General features: G+C 69.9%; 13 protein-coding genes and 1 riboswitch. Of the genes, 7 read left to right on the forward strand and 6 right to left on the reverse strand.

The genetic code is table 11. The features are described 5' to 3' along the window. Positions 1-68 precede the first annotated feature (68 nt). On the forward strand, positions 69-1,448 hold the full coding sequence (locus IE231_RS08430; protein ID WP_189693492.1) for an MFS transporter: 1,380 nt from the start codon (positions 69-71) through the stop codon (positions 1,446-1,448). A gap of 95 nt (positions 1,449-1,543) precedes the next feature. Here the strand turns inward: IE231_RS08430 and IE231_RS08435 are convergent, their stop codons facing one another. The 5 genes from IE231_RS08435 to glyA all read right to left on the reverse strand — a co-directional run bounded on the left by IE231_RS08435 (position 1,544) and on the right by glyA (position 6,162). Further along, entirely contained in the window at positions 1,544-1,882 is a 339-nt protein-coding gene (locus IE231_RS08435) for an SHOCT domain-containing protein (protein ID WP_189693493.1), read from the reverse strand. Positions 1,883-2,034: 152 nt separating this feature from the next. Further along, on the reverse strand, positions 2,035-2,706 hold the full coding sequence (locus IE231_RS08440) for a response regulator transcription factor (protein WP_189693494.1): 672 nt from the start codon (positions 2,704-2,706) through the stop codon (positions 2,035-2,037). Then, positions 2,703-3,842: a sensor histidine kinase gene (locus IE231_RS08445; RefSeq protein ID WP_189693495.1), complete on the reverse strand. Its 1,140-nt coding sequence runs from the start codon at positions 3,840-3,842 to the stop codon at positions 2,703-2,705. The genes IE231_RS08440 and IE231_RS08445 overlap by 4 nt, the downstream gene beginning before the upstream one ends. Positions 3,843-3,946: 104 nt before the next feature. Continuing rightward, positions 3,947-4,852, reverse strand: a complete 906-nt coding sequence (locus IE231_RS08450) for a bifunctional methylenetetrahydrofolate dehydrogenase/methenyltetrahydrofolate cyclohydrolase (RefSeq protein WP_189693600.1) — start codon at positions 4,850-4,852, stop codon at positions 3,947-3,949. A gap of 8 nt (positions 4,853-4,860) precedes the next feature. Then, positions 4,861-6,162: a serine hydroxymethyltransferase gene (gene glyA, locus IE231_RS08455; protein WP_189693496.1), complete on the reverse strand. Its 1,302-nt coding sequence runs from the start codon at positions 6,160-6,162 to the stop codon at positions 4,861-4,863. Positions 6,163-6,259: 97 nt separating this feature from the next. After that, positions 6,260-6,346: riboswitch (ZMP/ZTP riboswitch) on the reverse strand. A 77-nt stretch (positions 6,347-6,423) separates the two neighbouring features. Between glyA and IE231_RS08460 the strand changes: the two genes are divergently transcribed. Beyond that, positions 6,424-7,524, forward strand: a complete 1,101-nt coding sequence (locus tag IE231_RS08460; protein ID WP_229866593.1) for an NAD(P)-binding domain-containing protein — start codon at positions 6,424-6,426, stop codon at positions 7,522-7,524. 45 nt (positions 7,525-7,569) lie between these two features. Further along, positions 7,570-8,418: a formyltetrahydrofolate deformylase gene (gene purU, locus IE231_RS08465; protein ID WP_189693497.1), complete on the forward strand. Its 849-nt coding sequence runs from the start codon at positions 7,570-7,572 to the stop codon at positions 8,416-8,418. A gap of 13 nt (positions 8,419-8,431) precedes the next feature. Here purU and IE231_RS08470 read toward each other — a convergent pair whose 3' ends face one another. Further along, positions 8,432-8,953 carry a gamma carbonic anhydrase family protein gene (locus IE231_RS08470; protein WP_189693498.1) on the reverse strand — a complete coding sequence of 174 codons (522 nt, stop codon included), beginning with the start codon at positions 8,951-8,953 and terminating at the stop codon, positions 8,432-8,434. A gap of 94 nt (positions 8,954-9,047) precedes the next feature. On the opposite strand from IE231_RS08470, the gene IE231_RS08475 reads away from it, so the two are divergent. From IE231_RS08475 to IE231_RS08490, 4 genes are all read left to right on the forward strand, one after another. Beyond that, a complete protein-coding gene (locus tag IE231_RS08475) occupies positions 9,048-10,241 on the forward strand; it encodes an ROK family transcriptional regulator (protein WP_189693499.1) in 1,194 nt (397 codons plus the stop codon). Positions 10,242-10,360: 119 nt separating this feature from the next. After that, positions 10,361-11,905 (forward strand): multiple monosaccharide ABC transporter ATP-binding protein, encoded by a 1,545-nt coding sequence (gene mmsA / locus IE231_RS08480; RefSeq protein WP_189693500.1) that lies wholly within the window; start codon positions 10,361-10,363, stop codon positions 11,903-11,905. A gap of 18 nt (positions 11,906-11,923) precedes the next feature. Then, positions 11,924-13,222 carry a multiple monosaccharide ABC transporter permease gene (mmsB, locus tag IE231_RS08485; RefSeq protein ID WP_189693501.1) on the forward strand — a complete coding sequence of 433 codons (1,299 nt, stop codon included), beginning with the start codon at positions 11,924-11,926 and terminating at the stop codon, positions 13,220-13,222. A 111-nt stretch (positions 13,223-13,333) separates the two neighbouring features. Further along, positions 13,334-14,449 (forward strand): substrate-binding domain-containing protein, encoded by a 1,116-nt coding sequence (locus tag IE231_RS08490; protein ID WP_189693502.1) that lies wholly within the window; start codon positions 13,334-13,336, stop codon positions 14,447-14,449. Positions 14,450-14,535: the final 86 nt, after the last annotated feature.

Here is a 14,535-nt window from a genome sequence, read left to right on the forward strand (position 1 = left end):
ACATGGGGAAGTGGCGTACCTCACCATAGGAGTCACAGCTCCATCCCGCACCCGCTCAAGGACAGGCAATGACCCCATCCAGCACCGCCAGCAGCGCCACGACGCAGCGGCGGGTCGCGTTCGCGACGATCATCGGCACCACCATCGAGTGGTACGACTTCTTCATCTACGCCACGGGCGCAGGCCTCGTGTTCGCCCAGCTGTTCTTCAGGCCCGCGGGCGAGGACATCGGACTGCTCCTCTCCTTCGCCACCGTCGGCATCTCGTTCCTGTTCCGCCCGCTCGGCGCTTTCCTGGCCGGCCACTTCGGCGACGTGATCGGCCGCCGCGCGATGCTCGTCATCACGCTCATCCTCATGGGGGCGTCGACGACCCTCATCGGCGTCCTGCCGACCTTCGCCCAGATCGGCATCGCCGCACCGATCCTCCTCCTCCTGCTCCGCATCCTTCAGGGCGTCTCCGCTGGCGGCGAGTGGGGCGGCGCCGTCCTCATGGCGGTCGAGCACGCACCGGCCGACCGCCGCGGGCGCGCCGGCGCCTTCCCGCAGCTCGGCGTGCCGCTGGGCATGCTCCTGGCCTCGGGCGTCATGGCGATCATGACCGGCATCATCTCCCCCGGGAAGGCCTTCCTCGAGTGGGGCTGGCGCGTGCCGTTCCTTCTCAGCGTGGTGCTCATCGTCGTCGGCTACCTCGTGCGCCGCTCCGTCGAGGAGAGCCCCGTCTTCGCCGAGATCGCCGAGCGCGGCCAGCAGACCAAGGTGCCGATCGTCGCGCTGTTCCGCAAGCACTGGCACCTCGTGATCCTCGCCGCCCTCGTCTTCGTGGGGAACAACGCGGCCGGCTACATGACCACCGGCGGCTTCCTCCAGGGCTACGCCACGGGCAAGCTCAAGATGGACCCCACCGCTGTCCTGCTCGCCGTCACCGTCGCTGCGGCGGTGTGGTTCGTCTCGACGCTCGCCGCCGGCTACCTGGCGGACTCCATCGGACGGCGGAACACGTACCTCATCGGGTTCGCGCTCCAGGCAGTTATGGTCTTCGTCGTCTTCTTCTTCGTCAACCAGGGCACCGTGGCCGGGCTCTACACCGGCCTCATCCTCTTCTCGGTCGGCCTCGGCCTCACCTACGGTCCCCAGGCTGCCTGGTACTCGGAGATCTTCCCCGCCTCGGTGCGCTTCTCAGGCGTGTCGATCTCCTACGCGATCGGTGCGATCCTCGGCGGCGCCTTCGCCCCGACCATCGCCCAGGCGCTCCTGCAGGCCACCGGTTCGACGCTCTCGATCTCGGTCTACCTGCTGATCGCCGTCCTCGTCTCCATCGCCGCCGTGCTGATGCTCCGTGACCGGCGCGGGATCCCCCTCGGCCCGGACCACGAGGCCGAGCAGGCCAGCGGGGCCACGATGTTCGCCCCCAATACAGCCGAACGCGAGATGACGGTGCAGGGCTGATCCGCCCCAGCATCGGCTGGACACCGGCGACGCCGGGCACTCGAGGCGAGTGCCCGGCGTCGCCGTTCGCGTACCCCCCTGGGGACCAGACGGGATCAGGCCTGGTAGTACGGCCCGGGCTCGGCGCCGCGAAGGACTTCGAGCCGCTGCCGGTACTCGGCCTCGTCGATGTCGCCCCGCGCGTAGCGCTCGCGGAGGATCTCCTCGGCTGCTGCGGGGCCAGCCGGGAAGTGGCCAGGGTACTGGCCCGGGCCGAAGCGCCCGGAGCCGGCCGCCTGACCGCGGCGCCCCCACCAGATGCGGCGGCCGATGAAGAAGAAGAGGCCCAGAGCGAGGATCCAGAACAGCGGGAAGATCAGGAACCACGGGAACCAGGGGCCCGCCCAGTGGGCGGTCGGGTCGGCGGCGGCTGTGGCATCGAGGACGGCGAACATGGCGGTCTCCTTGGGACTCTGTCGGCTGGACTTCAGCCGCTGATTCCAGTCTTCTCAGCCGGCCCTGCTCCGGCATCGGCCCCGCGGAGTCACCTCGCGGGGCGCGCCTACTCCGGCGGGATCATGCGGCCGTACGCCCTGAGGCGCCGCGATCAGCCGAGCCAGCCCGGCCGCACGAGCCCGGACTCGTAGGCGAGCACCACGAGCTGGGCCCTGTCACGCAGCCCCAGCTTGGTCATGGCCCGGGAGACATGGGTCTTGGCGGTGAGCGGCGTGATGAACAGCGTGGCCCCGATCTCGGCGTTGTTGAGCCCCTGCCCCACGAGCGAGACGACCTCGCGCTCGCGCTCGGTGAGCTGCCCGACGTCGGCCGCGGGCTCAGCCGCACCGGCGGGGGGCTGCTCGGCGGCGAGCCGGGCCAGCAGCCTGCGGGTGACGGACGGCGAGAGCATGGCGTCGCCGTCGTGCACGGCGCGCACGGCGCGGACGAGGTCGGCCGGATCGGTGTCCTTGACGAGGAAGCCGCTCGCGCCCGCGCGGATCGCCCCGGTGATGTACTCGTCGAGCTCGAACGTGGTGAGGATGATGACCTTGAGCCCCTCCGGGTGGGCGGAGAGGATGGCCTGCGTGGCTTCGAGTCCGTCGCCGCCGGGCATTCGGATGTCCATGAGCACGACGTCGGGCGCGAGCCTCGCGGCCGCAGCCACGGCGTCCGCTCCCGTCCCGGCCTCACCGACCACCTCCATGTCCGGCTCCGCGTCGAGGAGGGCGCGGAAGCCCGCGCGCAGGAGGGCCTGATCGTCGACCACGAGGACGCGGATCATCGGGCAGCGTCCCCTTCCTCGGGCAGTTCCGCGCGGACCCGCAGGCCGCCCTCGTCGGTGAGGGCGAGCGTGCCGCCGAGCGACTCGACGCGCTCGCGCATGCCGGTGAGCCCCGCCCCCGGGCCGTTCCCCCGGAGCCCGGCGCCGTCGTCGTGCACCTCCACGACCACGGCGCCGCCCTCGCGCGCGATCCGCACCCCGACGCGGTGGGCGCCGGCGTGGCGCACCGTGTTGGTCAGCGCCTCCTGCACTACACGGTGCACGACCCTCTGGATGGCGGGCGACGGCGGCGGGTCGAGCCGCGCGTCGAGGGTCACCTCGAGGCCTGTCCCCCGGGCATCCTCGACGAGGCCGGGGATGCGGCCGAGCGGGTCCTCGGGCGTGACCGGCGCGTCCTGGCGCAGCACCCCGAGCAGTTCGCGCACCTCGCCGAGTGCCTCGTGGCTCGCGTGCTTGATCGCCTCGAGCGCGGGCACGAGCTCCTCCGGCTTCCTCTCGGCCAGGTGCAGGGCCACGCTCGCGCGGACGTTGATCAGCGAGAGGGAGTGGGCCACGATGTCGTGGATGTCGCGGGCGAGTTCGAGGCGATCCCGGTCGCGGACCTCGCGGCGGTGCGACTCCCACTCGCGGCGGCGCACGGCGACCCGCTCCCGCCGCACGCGCAGCCCCTCCCCCACGAGCAGCACGACGGCGGTCCAGGCGGCCACCGCCCCGGCCTTGAGCCAGTCGCCGGCGGGCAGCGCCCAAGCGGCGGCGGCGGCGACCATGGCAGCGCCCGCGGCCCAGCTCCAGCGCCGCGCCCCCGCGGCCGTCGCAAGCACGAGGGCGATGACCGGCGAGGCGAGCACCGGGCCCCACGGGTAGCCGAGCGCGAAGTACACGAGCGTGATGCCGACGACGACGGCGGCCACCGGCCCCGGCCTGCCGGGAAGCGCGAGCAGGAGAAGGGGGCCCGCGATCAGGAGCGCTGCGGCGAGTGCGTCGAGCGGGCGCGCCTCGGGCTGGCGGAAGGCAGCGCCGTGGGTGCCCAGGACCTGGATGAGGGCGAGGACCACCACGGCCACGACCCTGACCGGCCACGCCGGCCGGCGGCCCGCCCACCCGGGGCGCATCCACACCTCAGGCGACCCACGCATGAGCCGAGCCTACGCGCGCCGGCGGCGGCGCGTCGTCGTCCGCGGGCGGAAGTGCGGAGGGGGCGCGCATACTCCGGCGGGAGTATGCGCGCCCCTGGTCGGGCTCAGGCGAGCCGTGCCGCCCGCTCGGCCGCCTCGACCACATTCGTCATGAGGAGCGCCACCGTCATGGGGCCGACGCCGCCCGGGTTCGGGGACATGTAGCCGGCCACGTCCGCGACCCCGGGGTGGACGTCTCCATACACCGTGGACTTGCCCGTCTCGGGATCCTCCTCGCGGGTGACGCCCACGTCCAGGACGGCCGCACCCGGCTTGACGTCCTCGGGCTTGACGATGTGCTTCACGCCCGCACCGGAGACGATCACGTCAGCCTGGCGCAGGTACTGGCCCATGTCCTGCGTGCCGGTGTGGACGATCGTCACCGTTGCGTTGATCTCGCGGCGCGTGAGCAGGAGCGGCATCGGCCGCCCGATGGTCACCCCGCGGCCCACCACGACGACGTGCTTGCCCTTGAGGTCGTAGTCGTTGCGCAGCAGGAGTTCGATGACCCCGCGGGGGGTGCAGGGCAGCGGCGTGTCGATCTTGCCGTTGACGTTGAGCACCAAGCGGCCCAGGTTGGTCGGATGGAGCCCGTCCGCATCCTTCGCCGGGTCGATCCGCTCGAGCACCGCGTCGGTGTCGATGTGCTTGGGCAGGGGCAGCTGGACGATGTACCCGTGGCAGGACGGGTCCGCATTGAGCTCGTCGATGAGGGCCTCGACCTGCTCCTGCGTGGAATCGGCCGGCAGCTCCTTCTGGATCGAGTTCATCCCGATCGCCTTGGACTGCTTGTGCTTCATGCCCACGTACAGCTGCGAGGCCGGATCCGCCCCGACGAGCACCGTGGCGATCCCCGGCGTCACGCCCTGGGCCTTGAGCGCAGCGATCCGCTCGGCCAGCTCGGCCTTGATGTCCGCCGAGGCCTTCTTGCCGTCGAGGACGACGGCCTTGTGGGAGGTCTGCTGCGTCATGGGGGCGCTCACCACTCCTCGTGGCCGGGGTACAGCGGGAAGTCGTTGGCCAGCTTGTCCACCCTGGCGCGGAGGCTGTCGAGGTCCGCACCGGATGCTCCGCCCTTGAGCGCGGTCGCGATGATGTCCGCGACCTCCGTGAACTCGGCGGCGCCGAAGCCGCGCGTGGCGAGCGCGGGGGTGCCGATGCGCAGGCCCGAGGTGACCATCGGCGGCCGCGGATCGAAGGGAACCGCGTTGCGGTTCACGGTGATGCCGACCTCGTGGAGGAGGTCCTCGGCCTGCTGGCCGTCCAGCGCGGAGTTGCGCAGGTCCACGAGCACGAGGTGCACGTCGGTGCCGCCGGTGAGGACCGAGACGCCGGCGTCCGCGACGTCCCTCTCGGTGAGGCGCTCGGCGATGATCCGGGCGCCCTCGAGCACGCGCTCCTGGCGCTCCCGGAACTCCTCGGAGCCGGCGATCTTGAACGCGACGGCCTTCGCGGCGATGACGTGCATGAGCGGGCCGCCCTGCTGGCCCGGGAAGACGTTGGAGTTGATCTTCTTGCCGAACTCCTCCTTGGCCAGGATCACGCCGGAGCGCGGGCCCGCGAGGGTCTTGTGCACAGTCGAGGTGACCACGTGCGAGTGCGGCACGGGGCTCGGGTGCAGGCCGGCGGCGACGAGGCCGGCGAAGTGTGCCATGTCGGTCCAGAGGAACGCGCCCACCTCGTCCGCGATGGAGCGGAACGCCTCGAAGTCGAGGTGGCGGGGGTAGGCGGACCAGCCCGCGATGATCACCTGCGGCCGCTCGGCGAGCGCCTGCGCGCGCAGCTTGTCCATGTCGACCCGGAAGGTATCCTCCTCAACCTGGTAGGCGGCGACCTGGTACAGCTTGCCGGAGAAGTTCAGCTTCATGCCGTGCGTGAGGTGTCCGCCGTGGGCGAGCGAGAGGCCCAGGATCTTGTCGCCGGGGGTGATCATCGCCGACAGCGCGGCGGCGTTCGCCTGGGCGCCGGAGTGCGGCTGGACGTTGGCGAACTCTGCGCCGAAGAGGGCCTTGACCCTGTCGATCGCGAGGTTCTCGGCCACGTCGACGTACTCGCAGCCGCCGTAGTAGCGCTTGCCGGGGTAGCCCTCGGCGTACTTGTTGGTCAGGACCGAGCCCTGGGCCTCCATCACGGCGCGGGGGGCAAAGTTCTCGGACGCGATCATCTCGAGGGTGTTGCGCTGGCGGCCGAGTTCCTTCCCGAGGACGGCTGCGATCTCGGGATCGACCTCCTCGAGCGGGAGGTTGCTGACGGCGGACACGGTAGGAGTGGTGGGGCTCACGGGCTCTCCTGGTTCACTGGCGGGGGCTACTGGTCAGGCTACCGGCCCCCGGGCTGCCACCGGAACAGGGTGGCGGAGCATGAAGGCGCGGCGTCTCGACCCCGGCCCAGGCGTACGATCCGCGGTGTCCCATGTGCGCCGCTCCCCGGTGGTGCTCCACCCAACGCCAGTCGCGACCTGCCCAGTCTACCGCGGGAGGCGGGAACAACCCGAGGCGGACGCCCGTTGAAACGATTGACTCGTCAACAAAAGGAGATCGGCGTGGAGGCGCTCAAGGCGATCGTCATCGGTGCAGGCCAGGCCGGCCTCAGCGCGGCCTACTGGCTGCAGCGCCGGGGACTCGTCCCCTGGCAGGACTTCGTGGTCCTCGACGCGAACGTCGGCCCCGGCGGCGCGTGGCGGCACCGCTGGGACTCCCTCACCTTCGACTCGGCGCACCACCTCCACTCGCTCCCGGGCCTCCCGCTCGAGGCGCCGGATCCGCGCGAGCCCGCGTCCGCCGTCGTGAGCCGCTACTACGGGGAGTACGAGCGCAGGTTCGGGCTCCCGCTCGTGCGGCCGGTGCAGGTGGCCTCGGTGGAGCGGACGGACGACGGCGGCGGCCTCCTCGTGCGCGCAGCCGACGCCCGCTCGTGGCTGGGTGAGACGGTCATCTCCGCGACGGGGACCTGGGACAGCCCCTACTGGCCCCACTACCCGGGCCGCGAGACCTTCCGCGGCCGGCAGCTGCACACCCACGACTTCGTCGCCGCGGAGGAGTTCGCCGGGAAGCGCGTCCTCGTGGTGGGCGGCGGGACGAGCGCCCTGCAGTTCCTCCTGCAGCTCGACGCCGTCGGAGCGCACACCGTCTGGACCACGCGCCGTCCCCCCCAGTGGACCGAGGTGCCCTTCGACGCGGAGTGGGGCACCGACGTCGAACGCCGCGTCAACGAGCGCACGCGCGCCGGCCTGCCGCCGCTCTCCGTGTCCGCGGCGACCGGCCTGCCGCTCACCGCCCAGTACCTCGCGGGGATCCGGTCCGGCGTGCTGGTCTCCCGGGGGCCGCTCGCACGGATCACCCCGGCTGGGGCCGTCCTCACGGACGGGACGGAGCTCGAGCTCGACGTGATCCTGTGGGCCACCGGATTCCGGGCATCCCTCGGGCACCTCGCACCGCTGCACGTGCGCGAGCCCGGCGGCGGGGTGCTCATGGCACCCGATGGCGTGAGCGTGGTGCGCGAGCCGCGCCTGTTCCTCGTCGGCTACGGCGCGAGCGCTTCGACCGTCGGAGCCACGCGCGCGGGGCGGTCCGCCGCAATTGCCGCAACCCGGACACTGCGGCGCGCTGCCGAGCGCGAGGAGTCGGGCGCCGTCGTGCGCTGACGCGTGCATCCGGGGCGCAGCTGAGCGCTCGGTAGGCTAGGCCGGGTGGACCGCAACACCTTCATCGTGACCCTCTCCTGCCCGGACCGGCCCGGGATCGTGCATGCCGTCTCGGGCGCCCTGCTCGAGGCCGGATGCAACATCGCCGAGTCGCGCCAGTACGAGAGCCCGGACACGGGCACCTTCTTCATGCGGGTCGAAGTCGAGACCGCCGCCCCCCGCGCCGAGCTCGAGGCCGCCCTCGCGCCTGTGGCCGAGGCCTTCTCGATGAAGCTCGGGGTCTACGACGGTGATCAGCCCGTGCGGACCCTCATCATGTGCTCCAGGGACGGCCGGACGCTCAACGACCTGCTGTTCCAGCAGCGCACCGGGACGCTCCCGATCGAGGTACCGGTCATCGTCTCCAACCACACGGACCTCGAGCCGATGGCAGGGTTCTACGGCGTTCCGTTCGTCCACCTGCCGGTTGACGGGTCGACCAAGGGCGAGGCCGAGGCGCGCCTGCTCGAGCTCGTGGCCGAGCACCGGGTGGAGCTCGTGGTCCTCGCGCGCTACATGCAGGTGCTCTCCGACGACCTGTGCCGCGAGCTCGAGGGCCGGGCCATCAACATCCACCACTCGTTCCTGCCCTCGTTCAAGGGCGCCAGGCCCTACCACCAGGCGCACGCGCGCGGCGTGAAGATCATCGGTGCGACCGCGCACTACGTCACAGCAGCGCTCGACGAGGGACCCATCATCGAGCAGGAGGTCATCCGCGTGGACCACTCGAAGACCGCCGAGCAGCTCGTGCGCCTCGGTCGGGACGTCGAGGGCCGCACCCTCTGCCGCGCCGTCCAGTGGCATGCCGAGCACCGCGTCCTGCTCGACGGCCACCGGACGGTCGTCTTCGCCTAGTTCATCGCGGAAGTCAGTGGCCGTTGGCCTGCCGGTGGGCGCGGGCGAGGTCCACGTAGTGTGACGCGTTGCGGTAGAGGCCCTGCACCTCCTCGTCGCTGAGCTCCCGGCGCACCTTGGCCGGCACACCGGCCACGAGCGAGCGGGGCGGCACCTCGGTGCCCTCCAGCACGACGGCGCCCGCGGCCACCAGCGACTCCGACCCGATGACCGCGCCGTTCATGATGGTCGCGCTCATTCCCACCAGCACGTTGTCCCCCACGGTGCAGCCGTGCACGACGGCGTTGTGCCCCACCGAGACTCCGGCGCCCACAGTGCAGGGGAAGCCCGCGTCGGCATGCAGGACGACGTTGTCCTGGAGGTTGCTGCCCGCTCCCACCGTGATCGTCGCGGTGTCCGCGCGCACCGAGACGCCGTAGAACGCGCTCGAGCGCTCGGCAAGGTGTGCATCGCCGATGATCGAGGCCGTCGGGGCCACGAACGCGCTGGGATGGATGTCCGGGGTGCTGCCCCCGAAGTCGATGACTGGGCTCATGCGCCCAGACTAGTGGCCGCACTGGATGAGGGCGAAGGACCCGCGTTGCGTTCACTTCTTGACGACAAGAGGTCCTGAAGGGAAGCTGTACAGCATGGTCTCCACCTTGCGCTCGACGATGAACGGCACCGGCAATCCGGGCTCCCAATCCGCCCTCCGGAAGCTCAACGAGCAGCGCATCGTGGAGACGCTCACGTCGGGGCCCGCCACCCAGGCCGAGCTCGCCCGTCAGACGGGGCTCTCGACCGCTACGGTCTCCAACATCGTCAAAGTCCTCCAGGACGCCAACGTGGTGGCCACCGAGCCGACCACGAGCTCCGGCCGGCGCGCCCTGAGGGTGCGCCTCAACAGCAACTCCGCCGTCGCCGTCGGCATCGACTTCGGGCGGCGCCACCTGCGCGTGGTCCTCGCCAACCTCGCCTACGAGGTGCTCGCCGAGGAGAGCATGAGCCTGCCGCTCGGGCACCGGGCGGACGTGAGCATCAGCGCCGCGGTCGAGGTCCTCGACAGGCTCCTGCTCGAGGCCGGGGTGCGCCGCGAGGACATCGTCGGCGTGGGGGCCGGCATCCCGGGGCCCATCGACCACCGGTCCGGCACGGTCGTGCAGGGGGCGATCCTTCCGGAGTGGGTGGGCTTCCACATCCTCGCCCGGCTCGAGGACCGGCTCGCCCTGCCCGTATTCGTGGACAACGACGCGAACCTCGGAGCCCTCAGCGAAGTCACGTGGGGTCCCCACAGCGGCGTGGGGAACCTCGTCTTCGTCAAGATCGGCTCGGGCATCGGGGCGGGGCTCATCCTCAACGGCGCGCCGTTCTACGGACACGTGGGCATCACCGGCGAGATCGGACACGCGACGATCGCGGAGCACGGCCTCGTGTGCCGCTGCGGCAACCGCGGCTGCCTCGAGACGGTGGCCTCGACGACCATCATGGGCGAACTCCTCGGGCGTGGGGAGCCCGAGCCGCTCGGGCCGGACGAGATCGTGCGCCGGGCACGGGCAGGCTCGGCAGCGGCCCTGAGGGTGCTCGACGACGCGGGGCTGGCGGTGGGGCGGGCCCTCGCCGCCGTCGCCAACCTCATCAACCCCGAAGTGATCGTCATCGGGGGCCCGCTCGCAGACCTGGGGGAACAGCTCCTGGATCCGATCAGGAGGGGGCTCCTGCGCCACGCCGTCCCCGTGATCGGAGAGACCACCGCCCTGACCATGTCAGCCCTCGGCGCCCGGGCGGAGGTCCTCGGGGCCGCCGCGCTCGTCTTCCAGAACGCCGACATCGCCCACCACGCCTGACAATTCTTGCGTTCAAGCCTTGACGACAAGGCTGGACTGACTGTTTACTTTCTACCCAGACGGCGCCTCACGGCCGCCGGACAACGAAGTTCGACCCACGACCAGGAGGCAAGGGACGCATGGCTGCGAACGCACCGGTGATCCTCGAGATGCGGTCCATCACCAAGGAGTTCCCCGGGGTGAAGGCCCTCTCGGATGTGAACCTCAAGGTGATGGCCGGCGAGATCCACGCGATCTGCGGCGAGAACGGCGCCGGCAAGTCCACGCTCATGAAGGTGCTCTCCGGGGTGTACCCGCACGGGTCCTACGCGGGCGAGATCGTCTACCAGGGCAAGGTCCAGGAGTTCAAGGACATCCGGGCCAGCGAGGCCGCGGGGATCGTGATCATCCACCAGGAACTCGCACTCATCCCCGAGCTGTCCATCATGGAGAACATCTTTCTGGGCAACGAGCCGTCCAAGCGCGGCGTCATCGACTGGAAGGAAGCCCGCCGCCGCTCCCTGGAGCTCCTGGCGCGGGTCGGGCTCAAGGATGATCCGGACACGCCCATCAAGGAGATCGGCGTGGGCAAGCAGCAGCTCGTGGAGATCGCCAAGGCCCTGAACAAGTCCGTCAAGCTGCTCATCCTCGACGAGCCGACGGCCGCGCTCAACGAGTCCGACTCGCAGCACCTGCTCGACCTCATCGTGGGCCTGAAGGGCCGCGGGGTCACGAGCATCATGATCTCCCACAAGCTCAACGAGATCGAGCAGATCGCCGACGAGATCACGATCATCCGCGACGGGAAGTCGATCGAGACCCTCAACGTGGCGCGCGACGGCGTGGACGAGGACCGCATCATCAAGGGCATGGTGGGCAGGACCCTCGAGTCCCGCTTCCCCGACCACACCCCGACCATCGGCAACGTGCTCTTCGAGGCCAAGGACTGGACGGTCCAGCACCCGGTCATCACGGACCGCCTCGTCTGCAAGGGCTCGAGCTTCTTCGTCCGCGAAGGCGAGATCGTCGGCTTCGCCGGGCTCATGGGCGCCGGGCGGACCGAACTGGCACGGAGCATCTTCGGCCACTCGTACGGCAAGTTCATCTCCGGCCACACCTACATGCACGGCAAGGAGGTCCGGATGAACACGGTGGCGCAGGCCATCGACGCCGGCCTCGGCTACGTCACGGAGGACCGCAAGTCCCTCGGCCTGAACCTCCTCGACGACATCAAGACGACCACCGTCTCCGCCGGGCTGAAGAAGATCACCCGGGGACTCGTCGTCGACCGCAACCGCGAGTACGAGGTCGCCGAGCAGTACCGGAAGTCGCTGCGCACCAAGACCCCCAACGTGGACGAGGGCGTCGCCAAGCTCTCCGGCGGCAACCAGCAGAAGGTCGTCCTCGCGAAGTGGATGTTCACCGACCCCGAGCTGCTCATCCTGGACGAGCCCACCCGCGGCATCGACGTGGGCGCCAAGTACGAGATCTACGGCATCATCCAGAGGCTTGCGAGCCAGGGCAAGGGCGTCATCGTCATCTCGTCCGAGCTGCCCGAGCTGCTCGGCCTCTCCGACCGCATCTACACGATCTTCGAGGGCGCCATCACGGGCGTCCTGACCAAGGAAGAGGCCACCCAGGAAAGCCTCATGAAGCTCATGACCCAGTCCCGCAAGGCAGCCTGAGAAGTAGAAAGACCCACCATGGACGCGCTCAAGAAGCTCTTCGGCGGCAATACCCGCCAATTCGGCATGATCTTCGCCCTCGTGGCCCTGATCATCCTCTTCCAGATCCTGACCGGCGGCCTCACGCTGACGTCGGACAACGTCATCAACCTGTTCAACGGCAACTCGTACATCCTCATCCTCGCGATCGGCATGGTCCTCGTGATCATCGCGGGCCACATCGACCTCTCCGTCGGCTCGATCGCCGCTGCAGTCGGCATCATCGTCGCCATCACGATGCGGGACTGGGGACTGCCCTCGTGGGCCGGTTTCCTCCTCGGCCTCGCGATCGGCGCCCTGATCGGCGCCTGGCAGGGCTTCTGGGTCGCGTACGTGGGCATCCCGGCGTTCATCGTCACGCTCGCCGGCATGCTCATCTTCCGCGGCGTGAACCAGTACATCGGCAAGTCCAACACCGTCCCGGTCCCCGCCGACTTCCAGAAGATCGGCAACGGCTACCTGCCCGAGATCGGCCCGGACACCGGCTACAACAACCTCACGCTGCTGCTCGGCATCATCGGCGCGGCGCTCGTCGTCTTCTTCGAGCTCCGCTCGCGCCGCCAGGCGAAGGCCCTCGGCGCGGAAGTGCCCGAGACGTGGGTCATGGTGACCAAGGTCGTGCTCATCTGCGCGGCCATCCTGTACGCGACGTACCTCTTCGCGACCGGCCGCCCGGGTACGTCCTTCCCGGTCCCGGGCATCATCCTCGGTGTCCTCGTCCTCATCTACGGCTTCATCTCGTCCAAGACCGTGATCGGCCGCCACATCTACGCCGTCGGCGGCAACCGCCACGCGGCCGAGCTCTCGGGCGTGCAGTCGAAGAAGGTCAACTTCCTCGTGATGATGAACATGGCCATCCTCTCCGCCCTCGCGGGCATGGTCTTCGTGGCCCGCTCCACCGCCTCCGGCCCGTTCGACGGCACCGGATGGGAGCTCGACGCGATCGCGGCCGTGTTCATCGGCGGCGCCGCGGTGACCGGCGGCGTCGGCACGGTGATCGGCTCGATCGTCGGAGGCCTCGTCATGGCCGTGCTCAACAACGGCCTCCAGCTGCTCGGCGTCGGCGCGGACCTCACGGCGATCATCAAGGGCCTCGTGCTCCTGGCCGCCGTCGCCTTCGATGTCTACAACAAGATGCAGGGCAAGCGGTCCATCATCGGCCTCCTCATCCGCGGCGCCGGCGGCGGCCGCGGCGGGGGCGAGCGCGCCGGCGGCGGGACTCCGCTCCAGCCCGACGAGACCACCAAGACCACCGAGGTGCTCGCCAAGGAGGCCTGACGCACGACGCCGGCCCCTCGCCGTCGTGCGCGCCCCTCACCGTGCACCCCGGCCATCACAGACCCCTACCCCCTTTCGGATCACCCGTACACACCACAGAAAGCAGGCACAATGCGCAGGTTCGGCATAGCAGGGAAGGCCTCGTCGAGGACCAAGACGGCGGCTGCCGTCGTCGCCATCGCGGCGCTCGCGCTCACGGGCTGCGGCCGCTCGGAGTCGAGCGCCGGGGCGAGCGGGAGCGCCGGCGGGTTCGCGAAGGACTCGCTGATCGGCGTCGCCCTTCCCCAGAAGACCTCGGAGAACTGGGTCCTGGCTGAGCAGCTGTTCAACGACGGCCTCAAGAACGCCGGCTTCAAGCCGGACGTGCAGTTCGCGAACAGCGGCGTCTCGGAGCAGCAGAACGAGATCTCGACCATGGTCACCAAGGGCGCCAAGGTCATCATCGTCGGCGCGATCGACGGCAAGCAGCTCGGCACGCAGCTCAAGCAGGCCAAGGATGCGGGCGCCACGGTCATCGCCTATGACCGCCTCCTCGAGAACACCAACGACGTGGACTACTACGTGGCCTACGACAACTTCAAGGTCGGCCAGCTCCAGGGCCAGGCGCTCCTGGACGGCATGAAGGCGAAGAAGGCGAACGGCCCGTACAACGTCGAGCTGTTCGCCGGCTCCCCCGACGACGCGAACGCGAAGGTGTTCTTCGACGGCGCCATGAGCGTGCTGAAGCCGAAGATCGATGACGGTACGCTCCACGTCCTCTCGGGCCAGAAGTCGTTCGAGCAGGCTGTGACGCAGGGCTGGAAGGCCGAGAACGCGCAGAAGCGCATGGACACGATCCTCGCGGCCAACTACACCACCGCTCCGCTCGATGGCGTCCTCTCCCCCAACGACACCCTGGCCCGGGCGATCATCACGTCTGTGAAGAGCGCCGGGAAGCCGATCCCGGTCGTGACCGGCCAGGACTCCGAGGTGGAGTCGGTCAAGTCGATCATGGCGGGCGAGCAGTACTCGACCATCAACAAGGACACCCGCAACCTCGTGAAGCAGGCCATCGACATGGTCAGCAAGCTCCAGGCCGGGCAGCAGCCGGACATCAACGACACCAAGTCCTACAACAACGGCGTCAAGACCGTCCCCACGTACCTGCTCCCGCCGGTCATCGTCACGAAGGCCAACGCCAAGGAGGCGTACGCGAACGACCCGACGCTGAGCAAGCTCACCCAGTAGTCTGTCCCGATCAGCGCACGACGGCGGCCGTCCCCTTCGCGGGGGCGGCCGCCTCTGCGTGTGGGAGAGGCAAAGTCAGATCCGGA

It is taken from the genome of Sinomonas cellulolyticus (genome assembly GCF_014656475.1).
In the GTDB taxonomy this organism is placed as follows: domain Bacteria; phylum Actinomycetota; class Actinomycetes; order Actinomycetales; family Micrococcaceae; genus Sinomonas; species Sinomonas cellulolyticus.

What these genes read in the sequence shown, in the direction of transcription:
- IE231_RS08430 (WP_189693492.1), top strand. Translation starts at nt 69, where the DNA reads ATGACCCCATCCAGCACCGCCAGCAGCGCCACGACGCAGCGGCGGGTC.
- IE231_RS08490 (WP_189693502.1), top strand. Translation starts at nt 13,334, where the DNA reads ATGCGCAGGTTCGGCATAGCAGGGAAGGCCTCGTCGAGGACCAAGACG.
- IE231_RS08445 (WP_189693495.1), bottom strand. Translation starts at nt 3,842, where the DNA reads ATGCGTGGGTCGCCTGAGGTGTGGATGCGCCCCGGGTGGGCGGGCCGC.
- IE231_RS08450 (WP_189693600.1), bottom strand. Translation starts at nt 4,852, where the DNA reads ATGACGCAGCAGACCTCCCACAAGGCCGTCGTCCTCGACGGCAAGAAG.
- mmsB (WP_189693501.1), top strand. Translation starts at nt 11,924, where the DNA reads ATGGACGCGCTCAAGAAGCTCTTCGGCGGCAATACCCGCCAATTCGGC.
- IE231_RS08470 (WP_189693498.1), bottom strand. Translation starts at nt 8,953, where the DNA reads ATGAGCCCAGTCATCGACTTCGGGGGCAGCACCCCGGACATCCATCCC.
- IE231_RS08475 (WP_189693499.1), top strand. Translation starts at nt 9,048, where the DNA reads ATGGTCTCCACCTTGCGCTCGACGATGAACGGCACCGGCAATCCGGGC.
- IE231_RS08440 (WP_189693494.1), bottom strand. Translation starts at nt 2,706, where the DNA reads ATGATCCGCGTCCTCGTGGTCGACGATCAGGCCCTCCTGCGCGCGGGC.
- mmsA (WP_189693500.1), top strand. Translation starts at nt 10,361, where the DNA reads ATGGCTGCGAACGCACCGGTGATCCTCGAGATGCGGTCCATCACCAAG.
- IE231_RS08435 (WP_189693493.1), bottom strand. Translation starts at nt 1,882, where the DNA reads ATGTTCGCCGTCCTCGATGCCACAGCCGCCGCCGACCCGACCGCCCAC.